Below are 18,520 nucleotides of genomic sequence, written 5' to 3' on the forward strand. Positions count from 1 at the left end.
CCTGCCCTGGAAGAACCTCATGTGGTCGGGGTGCGCGGGCCAGCGTCGGCGTGCTCAGTCGTCGAATCCGCACGCCTCGCGGTACGCCCGCTCCCACGACACTGGGTCGAACCCGGTGTCGTGCGGCTCCCCCGCCCGCACCGCGTCGGGGTTGAACACGACGGCGGACTCCAGGTCCCACGGGTAGAGCCGGGGCTGGCCGTCGTTGCGTCCGTCGGTCTCGTTGAGGCCGCGTCGGGTCACCCACATCGCGTCGAAGTCGCGAGCCAGCGCCTCGTAGTCGAGCACCGGGCGGCCGCCGCTGTCGATAGCCGGGTAGGCGTCCAGCGCGGTGCGCAGGTCGGCGAGGGAGTCGATACGCAGCACCTTCGCCGTCGCGTCGAGCGTGATCTGCTGGCGCACCGACCGGGGCTTGGCGTAGTGGGACCGGTCCAGGTGCTTCTCCCACTCGGTGGTGCCGTCCTCGCGGTGCGGCGAGATCCACAGTCCGCCGTGCGGCTTGGTCCAGCACTGGTTCCCGACCGGCTCGAACCGGGCGGGGTCGTAGGGCTTCCCGGCGACGTAGGACATGGTCGGCAGGTCGGCCCCGGTGACGGTAACCTCGGCCACCGCCTCTTCCCGGCGTGCGGCCAAGCAGAGGGTCCGGCAACCCAGGTCGGGCCGATTCGCTGGACAGAAGCACAGGCAGGAGCAGACGCAGCGGCACCGGTCGGTCTCCGGGGCGAGGCTCACCGGTGACTCGGCGTGCGGTGCGGTGGTGAACTGGCCGCCGGTGGGGATGCCGCGCGGTTCGCGTGGACTGGTCATGTCGCTCAGGTGCGCGGCGCCCTCGACGGTCAGTTGCCCCAGCCGTAGGCGTCGGCGGCCTCCTTGGGCGAGACGGACCGGAAGTAGAGGTAGTCGCGGACCTGGTCGGGGGTACTGCACCCGGCGGCGATGCCGTCCTCGATCTGCTGGCTGACCTCGGGGATGGTGTTGTCGACTTCGCCGGTGATCAGCACCGCGGCGGCGTTGGCGTATCCGTAGCGCCTTCCTGCGGCGTACCCGATGCTGTACCGCTCGCCGCCGGACTCGGCCGCGCCACGCTGCTCGCTGTAGGCGGCGATGGCCCGGACCAGGCAGTGCTCGGCCCATCGGGCCCGGTCCTCGCCGGTCATTCCGGTACTGCCGGTGAGCCCGGCGAGGTAGTCGTCGCGGCCCTGGGTGGCGCGGGCGATCTCGGTGATGATGCTGCGACGCTCGGTGACGTCGTGCTCGGTGATCCTCGGGTGGGTGAGTGCCGTGAGGAGTTCGGCGTCGGCGAGGCCGCGTCCGCGCTCGTAGCCGCCGTCGAAGTCGTCGTAGTCGAAGGCCCCGGGCGGGTAGGCGCGGTGGTGGCGGTGCACATCGCGGCCGAGCACCCTGGCGAGGCGGTCGACCTGGGCGGGGTCGAGATCGTCCAGAACCAGGCCCCCGGCGTCGCCTTCGTCCTCCGCGTTCGCGTGCTCCAGGGCGGCCTTCACCCGGTCCCGGTCCACGTCGAGCAGGTCGGCGTAGCGATCCCACTCCGGGTCTTCGATCCCGAGCACCTCTTCGGTGTTGCCGTGCTCGTCGATGGCGCGGATCGTGCCCTGGTCGTCGAGGGTGACGAGCCAGTCGCCGTCGTCGGACTCCACCTCGCTGTTCAACTCGATGTGGCCGCAGTGCGGGCATACCGATCCGGGGAGGAAGTCGCCGCCTCCGGCGGACAGCGGGTGCGGCCGCTCGGCGAAGCAGGACGGGCAGGTGCCCGTCGGGGTCTCCCGGGCGCCCAGGTCGACCTCGGCCTCGGCGTGTGCGGAGGCGGCGAACTGGCCGCCGGTCGGGACGCCCTTGGGCTGGCGGTTCAGGTCGTTCATCGGTCAGTTCCCTTCCGGGCTCGTGCTGCTGCCGCTGCTGGAGTGTGCTGCTGCGTTGGCCATGTCGGCAGCGGTCTGAGGCGTGCCGCCGCCGTTGACGAGCAGGTACAAGTCGGCCTCGGCCTCGACGGTCGGCACCTGGGCGGTGTTGGCGCCGAGCCGGGCACCGCTCATGGCCATGATCGTCTGGCCGCGCTTGGTCAGTCCGGTGTAGCGGACGTAGGGCCCGTCGGCGGTGTCCTCGGTGGTGTCGATGTCCTCGTTCTCGAACCAGGAGGCGGGGACGGCGAGGTCGCCGCCGAACCACATCCGGGCGGTCTCCAGTCGCTGCTTGCCGTCGACCACGGCCCACAGTCCCGTGCCGTCTCCGTCGAGCGGGCTGCTCCCGTTGGCGTTCTTCCATGCTGTCGTGGTGCGGTCGTTGAGGATCACCGCGGGCACCGGGACGCCCTGGAGCCAGGACTTGACGAGCGCGATCCGCTGGTCGGTCGACCAGACGCTCCCGCGCTGGTAGGGCGGGTTGACGTCGATCTGGCCGTCTTCGGCCATCCGGGCGAGTTCCCGGGCGGACCGGGAAGACTCCTCCAGGTGCAGCCGCTGCATCGGCTCGGTGGTCTGTCGGGTGTAGCCGGGCTCGACGGCGTAGACGATGGGGTCGAGTGGTGCTGCGCCTGGGTTCGTGCCGTCGAGGGTGACCTGCGACTCGGTGCGCGAGGACGCCGCGAACTGGCCTCCGGTGGGCACACCGGCCGGGACCCGGCTGGTCACGGGGTCCATCCGGCGTACGGCGCGGTGATGGCGGCCGCGGCCGCCTGGTGTGCACAGTCGGCTACGCACCGGTCCGGGTCGTGCTCGCTCAGCAGCGTGCCGAGGGCGTCGATCAGGTGGGCGGGCACGCGCTTGCGACCCAGGAGGCCACACGGGTCGAGGTGGCCCTTCGGCTTCGGACAGACCATGACGTCGCGGATCTCGGGCATGTCGGTGAGCCGGAAGCATCGTGGCTCGGCGTCGTCACGCAGAGCGCGCAGGGCTGTCTCGATGCGGGCTGTCTCGACGGTGTCGGGGCGCAGGAGGGTCTCGGTCACGACCAGGAGGTGCGCGGGGGCGTGTGCCGGTCACCCACTAGCGGGCGGTCACCACGCTCCGCCGCCGTCGAAGCGGTGCACACCCTGGTCGGGGCTGTCGTCGTAGCCCTCGGGCGTGGACCAGTCCTCGTCCTCCTCGACGCGCCGGAGGTTCTTCAGCGCCGGAATGATCTCGCGGCACTCAGCGTCGGTCAGCGTCGGGCACGGCACGCTCGCGGAGCAAGCCGTGCACGTAGGACACCTGGGCCGGGCTGGCCGGGCTCTGGTGGATGCGTGGCTCCCGGTGCGGGCTCACGACGGCTCCGGGACGAGCGCGTGGTCGATGGCGTCGGCGTAGCCGCGCTTGAACGGCTCCGGCGCGGGTCCCTGCTCAACCCGGTCGGCAGCGTCGGTGAGGAACGTGACGGCGTCCTCGCCGGTGAGTCCGGTGGCGCGGAGGTCGGCCAGCGTGCGGGCCGCGGCCTGCTCCCCCTGACGCGCGAGGCGCTCCTCACGGGGCGAGAGGGTGACGACGGGGGCGATGGTCGGTGCGCTCATGGCCGTCAGGTGTGCGGCGGCGTAGAGGCATCTCCCCGGCTGCCGCCGCAGGTGACCACCCGGGATTCATGCCCACCGCTCCTCGCGGAGCAGCCGCGGGTCGTCCGCCTCGCCTACCTGCGCCAGCGCCGTATCGACGATCTCCAGGGCCTCGCCGACGAGACGCTGCTGCCCGGTGCGTTCGGCCGCGAGCACTTCGGCCATCTGCCGGGTCTGCGGGTTGTCGGGGTGGGAGGCTACGCCGAGCCAGTGGTCGAGCGAGGACTCCTTCTCCACCTGGGCGGCCAGATCGGTCAGCGCACGATGCGCCAGCACCAGCCGGGGTCGAGCGATCGGGTCGAACGGGGAGAGCAGTCCTTTCAGGACCCGGCGCCGCTCGTCGTCGTCGGCAACCGCGCGCTCGCGCAGGACCAAGGGGTCGGATGCGGGCGGGTAGGCGATGTCGATGAGGGACTGGGCGCGGCGCAGGACCCGGGTCTCCTCCGCGGTGAACAAGACGGTCTTGATGACGTGCATGGCAGGGCTTCCTTGATACGGGCCGTTCTCGGCGTGGCTGTCCGGTGGCCGCGGTCGCGGCCCGGGTGGCGACGTGCCCTGCCTTCGCCCAGCGGCGGTTGCGCCAGGTGCGGGTTCGTCGTACCCAGTCTAGGTGTCCGGCACCGCCGAGGAGTCTCCCCAGTCGCAGTCAAACAGTCAGTCGGTCGGCCAGGTCAGGCGGCGGTCTGCTCCTGCGTCTGCGCGGCCTTGCGCGCGGCTCGCTGGGCGTTGGTGACCTCTACGTGGTGGTCGTGGCACAGCGCTTCGAGGTTGGTCTGGTGGTGATGGCAGCCGGGGCCGTACCCGGCGCCGTTGCGGGGCACGATGTGGTTGATCTCCACGTCCATCCGCGGCGCCGCACAGCCGGTGCGCGAGCAGCGGTACTTGGCGCGCTTGCGGGCGTAGATCCGGGCGCGGCGCCAGATGTGGTTGCGCTCCCAGACGCGGCGGCACGGGTCAGAGCACCAGGTCCGGCGACGGCCACCGGCCGGGATCGGCTTGTCGCACCAGTTGCAGTTGCCTGGCGTGCCGGTCCACTCCCCCAGCGGGCAGGGGGTCCGGCCGCTCACGGGGCGTCCTCGTGGCGTCGCACGTCGAGGGTGAGCACGGTCTGCCTGCCGTCCTGGCCGCTTGTCTTCACGGTGACCACGAAGCGGTCCACGACGCCGGTCCCGGCGCAGATGTCGTAGGTGCCGGTGTCCGTGCAGGTGATACCGAGGCTCCAGGCGGTGTGGGCGATGAGGTCGCTGAGGCCCTGCTCGGTCACCGAGGCGTCGGCGGTCCAGGATCGAAACAGCGATGGGCAGGGGCTGGCGCCGAGACAGACCAGACGCGGCGGGGTGACCCGCCCCGTCTGTCGGGCCCAGCGGGGGTCGGGAGTGAACTCGTCGGCGATGGCGATGATCCGAGCCGGACTGCCCGCGGTGAGCACCGCCCCGAGCGCGGCGGCGAGCAGGACGAAGAGCCCGATGAGCGCCACTACCAGACCGGGGCGCGGCAGGTCGGGTCCGTCAGGTGCGCTCGCGGACGTCCCGAGCCTGACCTCACGCATGATCGACATGCCGGGCCTATGCCGCCGCCGGACCCACAGGCAGCGGTCCGCCCGCGAGCCGGAGCAGCGTGGCCGCGGTCTGACGCTGGTAGCCGATCCCTGGACCCGCCCCCTCGTACACGTCGTGGTGTGGGACGCGGTGTCTGATGGCCGCCGAGACGAGCAGGACCGCGTCGTCCATCAGGTCCCGGTAGGCACGCGGCAGCAGGGTCCAAAACGAATCGTCGGGCCGGACCGCAGCGCGGAGGATCTGGGCGGCCACGTCGAAGGCATCAACCGCATCGGGGCCACCGATCGTGACGTCGTACGGCGCGAGGACTGTGTCGGGGTCGACGAGCCCGTGTCTCGCGGACAGGATCCAGACCCGGGCGGGCGTGCCGAGGTCCCGGGTTGTGGCGGCTGCCTCGGCTTCGGCGGCAGCGAGCACCAACCGGAAGTGCCCGGAGACGTAGAGGGACCGGGCCGGTGCGGGGCGGTCCCGCTTTGCAGCGGCGCACGGGACCACGAAGTGGTCGGTCACGTCAGTCCGCAGCCAGCCGCGGGCTCGTCTTACGGTCCGGCCTGCGGATCAGGTCGCCGTCGATGTTGGGCCGACTGGCCACGCGCCGGAAGCCCTCGACTGGGTCGTAGTCGATGACCATCCCGGACTCCAGCAGTCGGCGCTTCCAGGCGGCGACCTGGGTGCGCATCTGCTGGCTGACCTCGCGTCCGCTGCGGATGCGAGCCTCGGCCCGCAGGTTGAGCACGTCGTAGTCGTGACGGTGCTCAGGGTTGACGTGCCACGGGATCAAGTCGTCGTCGCGGGTGATGCGACGCTCCAGTCCCCGGCGGCGACGGAAGTTGCCGAACATGGACTTCACGACCACGAGGCCGTACTTGCGCTCGTACTCCTCGACCATCCAGGCGTAGGTGCGGCCCTCCTCGAACCACCGTCGCACTTCGGCCTCGTCCTGGATCTTCGTTGCGGGCACCCGTACTCCTTCGGTCGACCGGCACGGATCGTAGTGTGACAGTGGCCGGTCACGACGCCTTCTGGCCAGCGAGCGCGGCGCGGTGCGCCCGGAGCCAGGCCGTGGCCTTGGCCGGATCGGAGATCTTCTTCTCGAACCGGAACAGGGTCTCCAGGTACTCGTTGCGGGTGCGAGCCTGGTACGGGAACGGACCGACCTTCAGCAGCCTCGGGTCGAGGACCGCGACCATGCCGGAGTCGGTGACCCGGCGGATGAGCCGCCCGGCGGCCTGTTCGAGCAGCAGCGCGGCGTCGGAGACGTAGACCAGGCGGTCGGCGTCCCACTTGTCCATCTCCACGTTCTCGATCAGCGCCTCGACGCGGGCATCGTCGACCGGGTTCGAGCGGGACCGGGCTGGCCGGTCCACGATCACGAGGGTGCAGGTCTCCCCTGCGGCGTCCACGCCGGTCATCAGCGACTTGGTTCCGACCAGCACCGACGACGCGTCTGCCTTCCAGTCGTCGACGAGCCCCTTCAGCGACTTGCCGTCCCACTGGGAGGCGACCGCCCAGCGGCCCTTGGCTGCTGCCTTCAGCGCCTCGGTGTACTTCTTTCCGGCCCCGGCGGTGGCGGCGAGCACGAGGGCGGACCCGCCGTTGGCCTCGACCAGGTCGAGGATGTGCCCGGCGGCCCACTCGGCGTGCTTGCCGGTGTCGAACTTCGGTTTGCCGGGGTAGTCACGGCGCAGCGCCTCCACGTCGAGGGCGTCCACGGCGCGGGGGACGTAGAGCACCGAGTTCCCGTAGGCGGTGTCGAACGGTGAGGGGTACTTCTTCAACGGCGTGATCAGCCCTGCCTGGCGTCCGAATCCCTTGGGCAGAGTCGCGGACAACGCCACGGCGGTGAGCGCCCGGCGCGGCGGTGCGGCGTCCGGGTCGACTCCGGCGACCTCGGCCTGCTCGGCCATGGCCTCCAGGTCGTCGGTGGTCCACAGGGTCCGCTCCAGGGCACGGGAGACGTCGACCGGGGTGTACTGCGCGACCGGATAGGGGGTCTGGTCGTTCGCCTTCTTGTACGGCTCGATGACCTCGACCCACCGGGCCGCACCGGACTCGTGGACCGAGACGAGTTTCACCGACTCGTTGAGCCCGTCGAGACGGTTCTTCACCCGCTTCGCCTTCATGTGCAGCGTGTGGTTCGCGGTGCGATCGGTGGCCTTGGTGACCATGTCGGCGGCCCGCTTGGTCCAGCCAGTGATCAGGAGGGCCGTCTCGGCGACCGGGTCGTCCTCGGGACTCATCCGCAGGACGTCCTCGTTGCGCTTGATGCGTCGGGCCCAGTCCTCCAACTCCATACCGACGCGCATCGCGACCGCATCGCCGTCGCGGATCAGTTCGGCGACCTTCGGGTCGGTCTCGTCCAGCACCCAGGTGATCGCCTTGACCGCCGCCTTGATCGCGCGCTCGGACACCTGGACCGACCCCTGGTTGCGCACGATCGAGGGCAGCCCGTGCGCCTCGTCGACGAAGATGTGGTCGAACCGGCCCATGTTCCGGTTGCCGATCACCACCGGCGCTGCCTTGGCGGCCTGGACGGCGAGCAGGTGGTGGTTGGTCACCACGATGTCGGCGTCAGCGGCCTTCGCGCGGGCCCGGCGCGGCGCGCAGTAGTCGAACAACGGGCACTTCTCGCCGATGCAGTCGGCGCTGGACACCGAGACCGACTCCCACAGCATGTTGTCGACCGTGCCGGTGTAGGCGTTCTTGTCGCCGTCGGCCGAGTCGTCCCCGCCAGCAGCAGCCAGGGTCTGTTCCAGAGCCCAGGAGACGAGTTCGTACTTGGCGCGCTCCTCGGGCGCGAGCCGGTCGCTGTCGAGCATGGCGGCGAAGTCCAACTTCCCGTCGGCGCGTCGCGGCACCCCGACGGGTCCGGAGGCCTCCAGGCGGGCGGCGATCTTCTTCGCCAGGGCCTTCACCCCACTCAGGCCGGACCCGGCAGACCCGGTCGGGTCGACGAGGGCCTGGGCGGTCTCGACGGCGGCGTGGGCGCACACGTAGTTGCTCCACCCCTTCAGCAGGGCGACCTCTACGTCCTTGCCGGTGACCTTGCGGACCGCGTCGACCACGACCGGGGCGTCCTTGTCGATGATCTGGGTCTGGAGGGAGATCATCTCGGTGGACACCACGGTGCGCTCCTCGTGCAGCGCAGCCGCCACCGCAGCCGGGACGAGGTAGGAGAACGACTTCCCGACACCTGTCGGGGCCTCCCCTGTCAGTTGCCCGCCGTCGGCGCCGCCGGAGCGGTGTGTGACACCCATCGCCTTGACGATGTCGGCCATCAGCATCTCCTGGCCCTCCCGCGGCGGCAGGGCCGGGTCGCCGGTGATCGCGGTGACGCACTCGCGCAGCACCTGCTGGGCCGTCTGGTGCATCGACGGCTCGCTGGCCGCGGATGGCCTCTCCGAGGGAAGCAGGTCGTCGTCGGCAGCGGTCGATGGGGCGGGTGCAGTGGTCACGGGGTTCCTATGCCTCAGAAGGGTCGGCCGGTGGCCGGAGCGGGATGCGTCAGGGCGCTCAGGTCGCGGTGCTCAGATGACGTGCAGCGGCGGGTCGTGGTGGATCCCGCAGGAGCCGCAGTACGGCGCTCGCGCGGTTCCGACGCGCCGTCGGGCGTGCTCGGCTTCCCGCTCGGCGAGGGTGCGGCCGTTCAGGGTCCGGGCGTCGACCGCCGCGTGTGCGCGACGCAGCGCCGAGCCCTCGTCGAACAGGAACGCGTCCGCGTCGTCGCGCAGGTCGCTCTCGGGTCGCCAGGCGCCGTCGACGTCGAGGAGGTCGCCGAGGTTCCGGATCACGAACCAGTCGGAGGGCTCCCGGTGCGAGCGTTGGCGACGCACCTCGATGATGAAGTGGTGCTTATCGACGGTGGTGGCCTCGGCGAATCCGGTCGGGAGCACGAGATGGGAGTTGCTCATCTGACTGGTCACACGGGACCTGTGTGCGGCATCGGAGCGGGGGCTCCCCACAGCGGGGTCAGGCCGCGGCAGCGATCTCGTCGGCAGTCGCCTCGGAGGTCTCGTCTTCGACCTCGGGCGCGGTCTGCTGGCCGAGGACGCGGGGGCATCCTTCGACGGCGCACACGGTCGGCTCGCCCTGCTTCGGGTAGTGCCACCGGGCTCCGTCGAGGAGGACGTGGCCGTCGGGGTGCCGGTTGGGGTCTCCGTCGGAGGAGGCGTGCTTGGCCACTGTCAGTCCTCTCCGCGCACGGTCGCGATCGCGCGATCGAGGTGCTCCAGGTCGCGGTCGAGGCTGCCCAGTTCGTGGAGCAGGTCACGTCGCTTGGTTTCCAGGTGGCGGCGCACCGAGATCAGGCCGTCGAGCGCCCCGTACCCGGCATCGGGCCGGGCGGTTCGCTGGGGCAGGTCGGTGACGGTGGCTTGGGCCATGGGTCGTCCTCTCATGCGAAGGCCCACGCCAGGCGGGCCAGGGTGTAGCGGGTGGCGTGGTCGGGACCAGGCGCCGGGACGTCTGTGGGGCCGGGCGGCGTGTCGCGGTCGTGACCGGGAGGGCCGTCCTCCGCGGGTTCTTCCTCATCGGGCTCGTGGTCCTCGGGCTCCGAGGGCAGGGACGCCCACGGCTCGTCGCGACACAGGACGACGGCGAGCCCGGCGGCCACCGGGCAGCCCTTGCCGATGGCGTGCACGGTCTGGCCCAGCCACCGGTGCCCGCACCCGCAGGAGAGCCGGATCTGCTGGACGACGCGGCCGTGGACACGCACGTAGCAGGTGGCCTGGGTGACGTGGTGCCCTGGCGCCCGATCGGCTGCCGGGTCCGGTCGGTCGTTCGGTCGCGGCTCGGTGGACGCCTCGAAGTCGGCAAGGCTCATCCCGACCGGCTGTCCGTCCCAGGAGGCCGGGTCCGTGGCCAGGGCGACGAACCTGTCGCCAGGGAGGACCGGGATCTGGTGCATCCGGACCTTGTTCATCTTCGAGACCCCGGCGCCGTCGCCGACGACGACGAGGCTGGTCCGTGACGAGACCGAGGTGACCGGCTTGCCACCGAGGACCGACACCGTGTCGAGCGCCCGCGCCCGGCTCCACCCGGGCAGGTCCCCGGTGACCAGCACGGTCAGCCCCGCGAGCGGCAGAGGTTTTCCCGGCGCCGGGTCCGGATGCGGGTTGACCGGCAGGTGGGCCTGGTGCGGTGCGTTCACACCCGCTCTATGCCGCGTGCAGGGTGGTCGGCGGGACGACGGGGAGCACGGTGACCTCGGCGGGCGGAACGTCGGGGCAGACATGGTCGCTGGCGGGCCTGTCTCCGAGGAACTGGATCAGCACCCCGGCAACCTTGACCCCGCAGGCGACGCGGTCCTGAGAGACCCGCTGGGGGCTACGTCGGTAGTAGCGAGCGACGGTCTCGACTTCGGCGTCACAGCCGAGGGTGACCAGAACCGGCCCGTATCCGCTGAGGTTGAGGATCTCAACGCCGGGATCGGTGCGCAGTCCGCGCAGCAGCGCGTGCAGAGGCGGCTCGGTGCGCTGGGGGCTGGTCATCGTTGACCTCCAAGGGCCGGTCCGCCACCTTGACGGTTCCTGCCACCTGGGGTGCGCGGCAGGTCCGGCGATGTGTGGCCTATGCCACGGACTTCGGCCCCGGCGGCCGGGCAGACACTTCCAGCCGTGCCCGGTCGCCGAGGCCTCCCAGGATCCGCGGTGTGTGTGTGTGTGTGTGTGTGTGTGTGTGTGTGTGTGTGTGTGTGTCAGTACGACGGCAGCGAGGTTCGGACCGGCATCCTGGTGACGTGGCCGAAGGAGTGCCCGCCCTTGACGTCGAGGTACTGGCGCGCGGTCTGCTCGGTGGCGAACAACGCGACCACGGGAGTCCCTTCGCGGTAGGCGCCGCTCTCGCAGTCGCAGTTGTCCCATGAGCAGACGGCGTACACCTCGCCCGGGGCGCCGGTGGTGGCCGGTGGTGTCGTCGGCTGGGTGCGGTGCGCTGTGAACGTGTGACCCGCTGGGGCCGAGGGTCCCTTGTGCTCGTCCTGCCCGATCCCGCAGGTCACCCCATTGGGGCCTACCCACCGGCACTTCCGCTTGGTGCTCATGGCCGCGAGGTGTGCGGACCCGGGCCGTCGGCTCCCCCTGCCTCGCGCCGGGCGAGCACCCTGCCGAGCCGGTACACCAGGGCTCGGACCTCGTCCTCGTCGTCCTCGGCGTCGGTCTCGTCGAGGCTGTCGGTGTCCTCGTCGAGGTCATCGCGGCCGCCGCGGTTGTGCTCGCGGAACGCCCACAGGCCGATCTTGTGCTCCATGTCCGTGTCGGCGACAGCCAGGTCGGCCCAGTCCTCGGCCCACCAGTAGTTCATCGACCAGTCGTGCTCGGGGTCGGTGTCGGGGTGGGTTGCGGTGAAGTGATTGCGGGCCGCTGAAGCGAGCCTGCGCAGGGTGACCGAGTCGTTGGGCCACAGCGCCGTCGGGTCGGTCCACGGGTGGTCCGGGGCCCACCGGGCGATCTCCTGGGCGGCTGCCTTGCGGGCGGCGACGACCCGGGCGGTGCCTTCGGCCGACATCCACGCGAGCCGGTCCTTGGTGCCGTCGGAGTAGGTGTGGCGGACCGGGGCGAGCAGCAGCGGGCCGTGCCAGGAGTCGAGGCGCTGGGACCTGATGATGTCGCCGATCGCCGAGTGCTCGCGCAGGTACCACCGGTAGGTGTCGACGGCGGCGGCCGCGTGCTGGGCGGGGCTCTCCCAGACGGCGGTGAGGATGCCGTCCTCGGTGACCTGCGGCTCGGGCCACTCCCGGTGTGCGATCCGGCGCAGCCAGGACAGCACGTTCGGCTCCACGAGGGGGACGAACACTCGGATCCGCGGGTAGACGGTGAGCCCGGAGTCGTGCTGGCGGGGCTCGGGCATCTTCCGCTCTAGGGGGACACCGTTGACGTTCTGCCGCGACGGCGTGGTGAGCAGGGTCGCGGCCTGTGCTGCGTCCGCGGGCAGTTGCCGCTCGATCGTCTGGGCGAGCCTGCGGCGTACTTCGGTGGGCTCGATGACGAGCCGGGCCAGTGAGGCCATGACGATGTGTCTCCTCCCCCGCTGTCTGGGCGGGAACGAGGTGGGCCGAGGCGCCTGCGTGCCGTAGGTGGCCGTCTGGCGGTCCGTCGGGCTCCCCGAGGCCGTCGGGGATCCGGTTGCCGGTCCCGGACCGTCTGCGTGCCGTAGGTGGCCGCTGCGGTGCCGGACTTGCTGGTTCTGACGCTACTACGCTCCCCCGACACTCACACGAGGACGCGACACGGAGTCTCCGACGAGGTCTGGAACACCGCCGCCGGACGCCCCGACCGCTCGATGTGGAGGCGGGTGACCGGGCGGCCCGAGCCTGCGTGCAGCGCGTGCTCGACCGAGCGCAGGATGCCGGTGTCGGTCGCGTCGGTCCGGGTCACGGTGACGGTGCGGCCGAGGTGCATGCCGCCGAGGTAGCCGACGGCGGGGACGTCGTCGCGGAGCGCTGCGACGTGGGCTGCGATCACCGGCTCGATGAGGTCGAGGATCTTGTCGACGAGGGCTTCTGTGCTGGTCCGGTTCATGCCCCTGATGTGTGCGGCAGGGGGCCGTCGCCTCACCTGCATGGGTCCGCAGGGTGGCCGACCTGGTGCGCATTCTCGATTGCGCGTGCCACGTCTCGGACGCACTGTGGTCGCGGGTCCGACAACGAGACCACCACCTGTCCCAGCGGCGAGGAGGTGAAGAGCAACGAGATCGGCGAGAACACAGGCGGCGGGACGGGCGGTGGACTTCACAGGGTTGCCTTTTGGTGGGGACGGACCCCCTGTTCCTGTCGGGTCAGGCCTGCGACCTGACCCCACGGCTCCCGACGATGACGGTGCTCACGACGCACTGCCCTTATCCGTGTAGGCGAACCAGCGTTCGTCGGCGACCTTGGTGACCGGGCTGCCGCCGAGGTGGCGGACCGGAACCTTGCTGCCTGCGGTGTGGCTACTGGTCTCGGTGATGCGCCACCCTGTCGCCCGTTGCGCCGCCGCGGGGTCGGCCGAGCGGAGCGCGTCGAGGGGCCGGAAGGTGTAGCAGCCGGTCTGCACGTACAGCCCGTGCTCGTCGACGCGGAGGAGCCGGTCAGCCATCGGCGCGCTCCAGGTCGGCCTCGTCGATGTACCAGTCGTTGACCCCGATCCGGACGAGGTAGCGCCAGATCCGGCGGTGGTTGTCGTGGAAGACCCGGGTGACGGTGCCAGTGCGTCCGGCGCGGAGGTGGACGCTGGCGTTCGGCTTGAATCGGTCACGCTGGTCGCGGGCGACCCGCACCGGGTCGCCGACAGCGAACGCCGGTTCGGTCGCGGGCGTGATCCTCATGCCGGTACCCGGCCGAGGATCCGCACACAGCCGGTCTCCCGCGCGATGGCGTACCCGGCGGCAGTGAGCACCTGGACGACCTCGTCAAGGCAGTCGTCGCGGAGCCGGTCGCGCTCCTCGGCGGGCGTACTGCGTGCCAGGGACCCGTTCTCCCAGGTGACGTAGGGGTCGGCGTAGTCGCTGGTCGTCCAGTGCAGTCGCCAGCCTCGGGTCCAGTCATCGAACACGCGGCGGCGCAGCGTCTTCGACTTGTCCACGCTCATCTCGCGCTGGAGGAGCCGGTCGACAGTGGAGCGGTTGGGTCGTGTCGCGGTGCTCATGCCCCGGTAGTGCGCGGCATGGCCAAGGACGCTCCTCGGAGGGGTCAGGCCGCGTTCTCGTCGAAGCCCTCGCCGGAGAGCGTGTGCGCACCGGCCTGGACTCCCGACGCGCTGAGTGCGGCGAGCACCCGCTCGGCTTCCTCGATCTCGGCGAGAAGTGCCTGCTTCTGGGCGACCTTTGCCGCCAGGTCCTCGGCGATCTTGGCCGACTGTGCGGCGACGAACCCGCGCACCCCGGAGCCGGACTGGGCGTCGAGGACGTCCGCCGCGGCGAGGACCGCTGCCACGTCAACCTTGACCGGCGTGATTGCCCACTCCTGGTTGTCCTTGGCCGGGTCCGGAACGGACAGGTACCAGCCGGGCCCCTCCGGAGCATGCTCGGGGGCGTCCTGGTACATGACGAAGATGGACGGGGTGGCGCTCATGGTGTTCCTCCGGGACGGGCCTTCTTGTGCAGGTGATGCGTCGGGAGGACACATGCGCAGATTCCGTCAGGCGGCAGCGCGCCGGGGCCCCTCGATCGTGTCCATCAGGGCGACCAGCCGGTCCAAGTCGGTTCGCCGGAAGGTCTGCGGGCCGTCCTCGTCCCACTCGTAGTCGTCGGGGTCGTGCGGGCACGCCGGGCCGTCCTGGGCCTGCGGTGGGCACGGGCAGCCGGTCGGGTCCGGCAGCAGCAGGACGTGGCCGGAGGCGCACTCGACCCGCCAGGTCCCGGTGTGTGCGGAGTCGGGTGTCGGGGTGCCTTCGTCGTCGACCACGACGTTCTCGATGTCGGCCAGGAACAGCGGCCGAGCGAGCGCCCATGTGAGCACGAGTTGCTCGCCGCACCCCCGCATCGGGCAGGTCAGCGCGTGCAGGTCGTTCGTCTTGGCGCGGTTCACCGCGGTCACGCGGCCTTCTCCTCCGCGACTGCTTCCTGGGCAGCGGCAGCCTGCTCGGCGAGCCTGTCGAGGATCCACTGGGGTGTCGGCAGTGCGCCGTCGTACTTCTCGCCGACTCCCCCGACCCCGTTCGGCCGGTCGTCGAAGTCGGGCTGGTTCTCCATCATCCAGGCCAGGTTGAAGGCGTGCCAGGCGACGTTGATGAGGTGCTTGACGCCCATCTCCGGGTCGTAGTCCTCGGTGCGGCTCCACCACAGGTCGAGGTGCCGCTTCAGGGCGTCATAGGACAGGGACCAGGGGTAGCCCCTCTTCCAGTTGTCCGGTTCGTACTTGACTGCGCCTCGCCCGTACAGCACCGCCAGTTCCCACAGCGGTCCCGGCGGAATCAGCGCGAACTGGGCCTCCTTGGCGCCCTTCTGGCCGCCGGTGGCCGACGTCGTCCTGATCTCTCCGGTGGGCACCGGCTTGGCCACGGCGTGCAGGGTCTCGCGGTCGACAGGGCTGCCGGTACCTTCTCCGGTGTGCTCACTGGTGGTCACGCTCATGGCAGTCCTATGCCGCGAACCCGCCGCCCGGCGGCCGTACTCCCTGCGAGGATGGAGCGCGTGGTGACATCGCATGTGTTCTCGCGGCTGCCAGTGGCCCGCACGGCTGTGCTCGTCGTACTGGCGGCGCTCTCGCTTGCCGGGTGCGCGGCGGCGGAGCCGGACCCCGGCGGGGACGACGCGGCGGTCCAGGCCGTCTGCTCGGACTGGCGCTGGGACGACGCAGAGCCTGCGGAACGCAACGTCGCCCGGTTCGTCGACACCTTGTCCGCTGAGGAGCCGTCCAGCGACCTCCCCGACCTGCTCGCCGCGGCTCGTCAGCGGTGCGGCTCGGCGATCAGGCCGCTCGATGACTGGCTGACGGAGAGCCGGGCGGCGCGGAGCGTCGCCGAAGACGAAGTCCGGGAGGCGGCCGAAGCCGCACCGACTCCCACACCGGCTCCCGAGCCGGAGCCCGAACCCGAACCCGCACCTGAGCCGGAGCCGGAGTCGACCGGCGACGACTGCGAGGCGATCCACGACTACTACAACGACGAGTGGGACGCCGGGCGGCTGTCCGAGGCCGAGTACGACGCCCTGCTCGATGACCTGTTCGACACCTGCTACGCCCTGCGGGACCAGTGACCTGACGGGCTGCTGGAACGTCCGTGCTCGCCGGTAGCGTGAGACATGTGACGCACCACCACGGCCCCACCGCAGGCATGTCCGGACCCGAGGACCCGATGGAGCCCGAGGAGCACGTCTGCGGCGTGTGCGGACGTGCGCTCGACTTCGCCCGCGACCTCGACACCGGGGAGACCGCCTACGTCCACGCGGCCCGGGACAGGCCGACCGACGACCATCCGGTCGTGCCCGTGAAGCGCGGCGAGGTGCCCTCGCTGGACCGGTGCGACGTGTGCCTGGCAGACGGTCCGGTGTGGCGGCTGCCGACCCGCCCGTTCACCACACCCCGAGGTGAGTCGACGTCGGCCGACTGGCTGCTGTGCGCCGAGTGCGGCAAGCGCGTGGAACGCAACGACTGGAACGGCTTGACCCGTCGCGGGATCACCGCTGCGGAGGAGCGTCACGGCATCGAGTTCAAGGACTGGGCCCGCGAGGAGATGAAGGGTCTGTACCGGCAGGTGCGCAAGAACGTCACCGGTGCTCTGAGGCCGTTCCCGTAGCACCCGGATGGCGCCCGGGTCAGGCAGCCACGGGTGTGGGGACCGACAGTTCTCCCGCCTCGACACCACAGGTCCGGCAGGTGTCATACAAGGAGACGCCGTGGTGGCACTGGAGCGCCGGGTCGGTCAGCGCCTGCTGGCGTACGGCGCGATCGCGCAGCGCGCCCTCGTTGTCGGCACGCACCTGGGCCAGGTAGGCGTCGAGATCGGGGACGGCGGCGAAGGTCCTGTTCCTCATGCGAGTCAGGTGTGCGGCAGGCAGGAGAACGTTGCCCCGCGGCCGTGGGTGACGATGCCGAAGGCGTGTCGCATCGCGGCGTACCAGGAGTCGGGCTGTTTCGAGTCCCGGTCGTGGAACCGGTCGATGTGCAGGTCGCGGCCGATCTGGTCGCGGATCCGGCGCTCGTGCGCGTCACCGACGGTGGACCCTGGCCACTCCGAGACGCCGGTGTTTGGAGCCGACCGGGGAGGGTTGCCCCGCAGGTCCTTGATGATGCGGGCGGCTTCCATCGCGAGCGTCACCGCAGTGTGGTCGCCGGTGACGTAGTTGACCTGGTCCGGCGAGTAGCCGGGCGATCCGGGCGGGTACGGCTCGTAACCGAGCGCCTCGGCGAGCAGGCACTCGATCTCGTAGTGCTCGGTCAGCAGCGCCTTCTCCCGAGCGGTGTACCGGTCGGCGTTGCGGATCCGCTCGGTCCGCTCGATGGCTTCGGCGTGCGACACGGGCGCCTCACTCGTCATCGTCAACCTCGATCAGGGGCCAGGTGTGCCCGTTCGGGCACACGCACACCGCGCCGACCATCACCCCGATCTCGCACCGTGCGGTCTCGTGCGTGATGTAGCGCGAGAGCCTCCCGCACGCCGGGCAGGTCACCGACGCCACGAGGGCGGCCTGGTGCTCCAGTGCCGGGCGCGCGGGCAGCCCGGTCAGGGAGTTCGGGTCCATGCTGTGGGAGATGTCTGGTGCAGCCACGGTGGGCACCCGCAGCGAGCCGAGAACGTCCATGCCTTCCAGGTGTGCGGGGCTCACGCGGACCTTCCCCCGCTCTCACCGGTGTCGCGGCGAGTGCCGGGCGGGAACTCGACGGTCCAGAACCGGTGCAGCACCCAGATCTGGGCGACGACGAGCGTGGGAAAGAACCAGCCGATGCTGGTGACCATGCCGATCAGCCAGATCGTCGGCCACCGGTGCAGGCCGGTGCGGCGGGTCTGCGGGATGCGCCAGAGCGTGACGGCTGCGGGGACGAGCAGCGGCAGGAGCCACGCGATCGGTCCGGGCCAGGTCATCAGCGCGACCATCGAGGCGTAGGCGGTCGCCATCGAGGCGATCCCGACGACGCCGAGACGCAGCAGGACGCGACTGGTATCGAGCCGGAGGCCCGGTCCTGGGACGGCTTCACCTGCGGTCCGGGCTGCGGCCTGGGCGGCTGCGCGACGAGCCGGGCTGCCTGAGCGGGCGGCGTTCTGTGTGGTCACAGCGTCCCTATGCCAGGCAGGAGCACGGCGGCGGTCAGGTTGCCGGGTCCTGGGTCGCCGCGCTCACCAGTTGAAGGGGCTGCGGCCCCGCTCCCTCTTCTCGCGCTGCTTGGCCTCGTGCGTCCACCGATCGCGCAGGTAGTCCATCTCCTCGTCGCGTCGCTGCCGTCGAGCGGCCTGCTGGCGATAGCGCATCATCTGGTCGTTGGCCTGCCTGCGCTCGGCCCGACGCCCAGAGCCGTCGAGGGCCCAGGAGACGAGGCCGAGGAGGGCGAATGTGCCTCCAACCATGCCGAGTTCCTTAGCCCTGTGACGGCGCGCTGCACGTCGTTCGGCGCGGGCGGCGTCCTGCTCCGGTGGCAGCGGCCGGTTCGAGTGCTGGCTCCATTTGAGGATCCCGCAGGTGAGCGCGGACAGGTAGAACAAGACGCTGCTGCCCGCGAGAGCGAAGAACACTGGGATCGCCCACCACCAGTGGTCCCGCAGGAAGTTCCAGATCTTGTCGAGCACCGGCGGGTACGACGGCGTGCCGGTGGGCGCAGCCGGGTCCGCAGTGTTCGCGCCCTGGTTCGTGGGTGCGTCCCAGCGCGACCAGCCGACCGGCGGAGGCGGCGGCGGGGAAGGAACCTTCGGGCCGTCGGCGCCCTGGTCGTCCGATTCCGGACCGGTGGGGGTCAGGCTGCTCATGCTGCCTCCTCGATCGGGGTCCATGCACCGTCGGTGTACATCCAGTCCCG

At 70.9% G+C, this 18,520-nt stretch carries 33 protein-coding genes; 2 read left to right on the forward strand and 31 right to left on the reverse strand.

The window, feature by feature from the left end; all coding sequences use genetic code 11:
• Positions 1 to 54: 54 nt before the first annotated feature.
• The 26 genes from ACYVIH_RS05245 to ACYVIH_RS05370 all read right to left on the reverse strand — a co-directional run bounded on the left by ACYVIH_RS05245 (position 55) and on the right by ACYVIH_RS05370 (position 15,144).
• Positions 55 to 609 (reverse strand): hypothetical protein, encoded by a 555-nt coding sequence (locus ACYVIH_RS05245; RefSeq protein WP_460866765.1) that lies wholly within the window; start codon positions 607 to 609, stop codon positions 55 to 57.
• Between the two features lie 227 nt (positions 610 to 836).
• Positions 837 to 1,877: a hypothetical protein gene (locus ACYVIH_RS05250; protein WP_460866767.1), complete on the reverse strand. Its 1,041-nt coding sequence runs from the start codon at positions 1,875 to 1,877 to the stop codon at positions 837 to 839.
• A 3-nt stretch (positions 1,878 to 1,880) separates the two neighbouring features.
• Positions 1,881 to 2,645: a DUF262 domain-containing protein gene (locus tag ACYVIH_RS05255; protein WP_460866770.1), complete on the reverse strand. Its 765-nt coding sequence runs from the start codon at positions 2,643 to 2,645 to the stop codon at positions 1,881 to 1,883.
• Positions 2,642 to 2,962, reverse strand: coding sequence for a hypothetical protein (locus ACYVIH_RS05260; protein ID WP_460866772.1), 321 nt, complete (start codon positions 2,960 to 2,962; stop codon positions 2,642 to 2,644). Before ACYVIH_RS05260 ends, ACYVIH_RS05255 begins: the two co-directional genes overlap by 4 nt.
• Before the next feature lie 48 nt (positions 2,963 to 3,010).
• On the reverse strand, positions 3,011 to 3,172 hold the full coding sequence (locus ACYVIH_RS05265; RefSeq protein WP_460866774.1) for a hypothetical protein: 162 nt from the start codon (positions 3,170 to 3,172) through the stop codon (positions 3,011 to 3,013).
• A gap of 81 nt (positions 3,173 to 3,253) precedes the next feature.
• Positions 3,254 to 3,499 carry a hypothetical protein gene (locus tag ACYVIH_RS05270; RefSeq protein ID WP_460866776.1) on the reverse strand — a complete coding sequence of 82 codons (246 nt, stop codon included), beginning with the start codon at positions 3,497 to 3,499 and terminating at the stop codon, positions 3,254 to 3,256.
• A 66-nt stretch (positions 3,500 to 3,565) separates the two neighbouring features.
• A complete protein-coding gene (locus ACYVIH_RS05275) occupies positions 3,566 to 4,015 on the reverse strand; it encodes a hypothetical protein (protein ID WP_460866778.1) in 450 nt (149 codons plus the stop codon).
• 194 nt (positions 4,016 to 4,209) lie between these two features.
• Entirely contained in the window at positions 4,210 to 4,605 is a 396-nt protein-coding gene (locus ACYVIH_RS05280; protein ID WP_460866781.1) for an HNH endonuclease, read from the reverse strand.
• Complete coding sequence (locus tag ACYVIH_RS05285; protein ID WP_460866783.1) at positions 4,602 to 5,096, reverse strand: hypothetical protein; 495 nt, start codon at positions 5,094 to 5,096, stop codon at positions 4,602 to 4,604. The genes ACYVIH_RS05280 and ACYVIH_RS05285 overlap by 4 nt, the downstream gene beginning before the upstream one ends.
• Positions 5,097 to 5,103: 7 nt before the next feature.
• Positions 5,104 to 5,607 (reverse strand): DUF6884 domain-containing protein, encoded by a 504-nt coding sequence (locus ACYVIH_RS05290; protein WP_460866785.1) that lies wholly within the window; start codon positions 5,605 to 5,607, stop codon positions 5,104 to 5,106.
• A 1-nt stretch (position 5,608) separates the two neighbouring features.
• Positions 5,609 to 6,058 (reverse strand): hypothetical protein, encoded by a 450-nt coding sequence (locus tag ACYVIH_RS05295; protein WP_460866787.1) that lies wholly within the window; start codon positions 6,056 to 6,058, stop codon positions 5,609 to 5,611.
• Between the two features lie 49 nt (positions 6,059 to 6,107).
• A complete protein-coding gene (locus ACYVIH_RS05300; protein ID WP_460866788.1) occupies positions 6,108 to 8,552 on the reverse strand; it encodes an ATP-dependent DNA helicase in 2,445 nt (814 codons plus the stop codon).
• A gap of 72 nt (positions 8,553 to 8,624) precedes the next feature.
• A complete protein-coding gene (locus ACYVIH_RS05305; protein WP_460866790.1) occupies positions 8,625 to 9,008 on the reverse strand; it encodes a hypothetical protein in 384 nt (127 codons plus the stop codon).
• Positions 9,009 to 9,066: 58 nt separating this feature from the next.
• Positions 9,067 to 9,279, reverse strand: coding sequence for a hypothetical protein (locus tag ACYVIH_RS05310; RefSeq protein ID WP_460866792.1), 213 nt, complete (start codon positions 9,277 to 9,279; stop codon positions 9,067 to 9,069).
• Between the two features lie 2 nt (positions 9,280 to 9,281).
• A complete protein-coding gene (locus ACYVIH_RS05315) occupies positions 9,282 to 9,479 on the reverse strand; it encodes a hypothetical protein (protein ID WP_460866794.1) in 198 nt (65 codons plus the stop codon).
• An 11-nt stretch (positions 9,480 to 9,490) separates the two neighbouring features.
• Positions 9,491 to 10,246, reverse strand: coding sequence for a hypothetical protein (locus ACYVIH_RS05320; RefSeq protein ID WP_460866795.1), 756 nt, complete (start codon positions 10,244 to 10,246; stop codon positions 9,491 to 9,493).
• Between the two features lie 7 nt (positions 10,247 to 10,253).
• Positions 10,254 to 10,586: a hypothetical protein gene (locus ACYVIH_RS05325; RefSeq protein WP_460866797.1), complete on the reverse strand. Its 333-nt coding sequence runs from the start codon at positions 10,584 to 10,586 to the stop codon at positions 10,254 to 10,256.
• Between the two features lie 206 nt (positions 10,587 to 10,792).
• Positions 10,793 to 11,137: a hypothetical protein gene (locus tag ACYVIH_RS05330; protein ID WP_460866799.1), complete on the reverse strand. Its 345-nt coding sequence runs from the start codon at positions 11,135 to 11,137 to the stop codon at positions 10,793 to 10,795.
• A complete protein-coding gene (locus ACYVIH_RS05335; RefSeq protein WP_460866801.1) occupies positions 11,134 to 12,102 on the reverse strand; it encodes a hypothetical protein in 969 nt (322 codons plus the stop codon). The genes ACYVIH_RS05330 and ACYVIH_RS05335 overlap by 4 nt, the downstream gene beginning before the upstream one ends.
• Positions 12,103 to 12,305: 203 nt before the next feature.
• Positions 12,306 to 12,614 (reverse strand): hypothetical protein, encoded by a 309-nt coding sequence (locus tag ACYVIH_RS05340; protein ID WP_460866804.1) that lies wholly within the window; start codon positions 12,612 to 12,614, stop codon positions 12,306 to 12,308.
• A 300-nt stretch (positions 12,615 to 12,914) separates the two neighbouring features.
• Positions 12,915 to 13,169, reverse strand: coding sequence for a hypothetical protein (locus ACYVIH_RS05345; protein ID WP_460866806.1), 255 nt, complete (start codon positions 13,167 to 13,169; stop codon positions 12,915 to 12,917).
• Entirely contained in the window at positions 13,162 to 13,398 is a 237-nt protein-coding gene (locus ACYVIH_RS05350) for a hypothetical protein (protein WP_460866808.1), read from the reverse strand. The genes ACYVIH_RS05345 and ACYVIH_RS05350 overlap by 8 nt, the downstream gene beginning before the upstream one ends.
• Positions 13,395 to 13,718 carry a hypothetical protein gene (locus ACYVIH_RS05355; protein ID WP_460866810.1) on the reverse strand — a complete coding sequence of 108 codons (324 nt, stop codon included), beginning with the start codon at positions 13,716 to 13,718 and terminating at the stop codon, positions 13,395 to 13,397. The genes ACYVIH_RS05350 and ACYVIH_RS05355 overlap by 4 nt, the downstream gene beginning before the upstream one ends.
• Positions 13,719 to 13,762: 44 nt before the next feature.
• The gene (locus ACYVIH_RS05360; RefSeq protein ID WP_460866812.1) at positions 13,763 to 14,143 is read right to left on the reverse strand and encodes a hypothetical protein; all 381 of its coding nucleotides are present in this window, start codon (positions 14,141 to 14,143) and stop codon (positions 13,763 to 13,765) included.
• A gap of 66 nt (positions 14,144 to 14,209) precedes the next feature.
• On the reverse strand, positions 14,210 to 14,608 hold the full coding sequence (locus ACYVIH_RS05365; RefSeq protein WP_460866814.1) for a hypothetical protein: 399 nt from the start codon (positions 14,606 to 14,608) through the stop codon (positions 14,210 to 14,212).
• On the reverse strand, positions 14,605 to 15,144 hold the full coding sequence (locus ACYVIH_RS05370; protein WP_460866816.1) for a dATP/dGTP diphosphohydrolase domain-containing protein: 540 nt from the start codon (positions 15,142 to 15,144) through the stop codon (positions 14,605 to 14,607). Before ACYVIH_RS05370 ends, ACYVIH_RS05365 begins: the two co-directional genes overlap by 4 nt.
• Positions 15,145 to 15,204: 60 nt before the next feature.
• On the opposite strand from ACYVIH_RS05370, the gene ACYVIH_RS05375 reads away from it, so the two are divergent.
• Positions 15,205 to 15,768: a hypothetical protein gene (locus ACYVIH_RS05375; protein WP_460866818.1), complete on the forward strand. Its 564-nt coding sequence runs from the start codon at positions 15,205 to 15,207 to the stop codon at positions 15,766 to 15,768.
• Between the two features lie 47 nt (positions 15,769 to 15,815).
• On the forward strand, positions 15,816 to 16,307 hold the full coding sequence (locus ACYVIH_RS05380) for a hypothetical protein (RefSeq protein ID WP_460866820.1): 492 nt from the start codon (positions 15,816 to 15,818) through the stop codon (positions 16,305 to 16,307).
• Between the two features lie 19 nt (positions 16,308 to 16,326).
• Here the strand turns inward: ACYVIH_RS05380 and ACYVIH_RS05385 are convergent, their stop codons facing one another.
• The 5 genes from ACYVIH_RS05385 to ACYVIH_RS05405 form a co-directional block, all read right to left on the reverse strand.
• Positions 16,327 to 16,545 carry a hypothetical protein gene (locus tag ACYVIH_RS05385; protein ID WP_460866823.1) on the reverse strand — a complete coding sequence of 73 codons (219 nt, stop codon included), beginning with the start codon at positions 16,543 to 16,545 and terminating at the stop codon, positions 16,327 to 16,329.
• A gap of 5 nt (positions 16,546 to 16,550) precedes the next feature.
• Positions 16,551 to 17,048, reverse strand: a complete 498-nt coding sequence (locus tag ACYVIH_RS05390) for a hypothetical protein (RefSeq protein ID WP_460866827.1) — start codon at positions 17,046 to 17,048, stop codon at positions 16,551 to 16,553.
• Positions 17,038 to 17,337, reverse strand: a complete 300-nt coding sequence (locus ACYVIH_RS05395) for a hypothetical protein (RefSeq protein ID WP_460866830.1) — start codon at positions 17,335 to 17,337, stop codon at positions 17,038 to 17,040. Before ACYVIH_RS05395 ends, ACYVIH_RS05390 begins: the two co-directional genes overlap by 11 nt.
• On the reverse strand, positions 17,334 to 17,783 hold the full coding sequence (locus ACYVIH_RS05400; RefSeq protein WP_460866832.1) for a hypothetical protein: 450 nt from the start codon (positions 17,781 to 17,783) through the stop codon (positions 17,334 to 17,336). The genes ACYVIH_RS05395 and ACYVIH_RS05400 overlap by 4 nt, the downstream gene beginning before the upstream one ends.
• Before the next feature lie 63 nt (positions 17,784 to 17,846).
• On the reverse strand, positions 17,847 to 18,470 hold the full coding sequence (locus ACYVIH_RS05405; RefSeq protein WP_460866834.1) for a hypothetical protein: 624 nt from the start codon (positions 18,468 to 18,470) through the stop codon (positions 17,847 to 17,849).
• Positions 18,471 to 18,520: the final 50 nt, after the last annotated feature.

It is taken from the genome of Nocardioides pakistanensis, assembly GCF_054781215.1.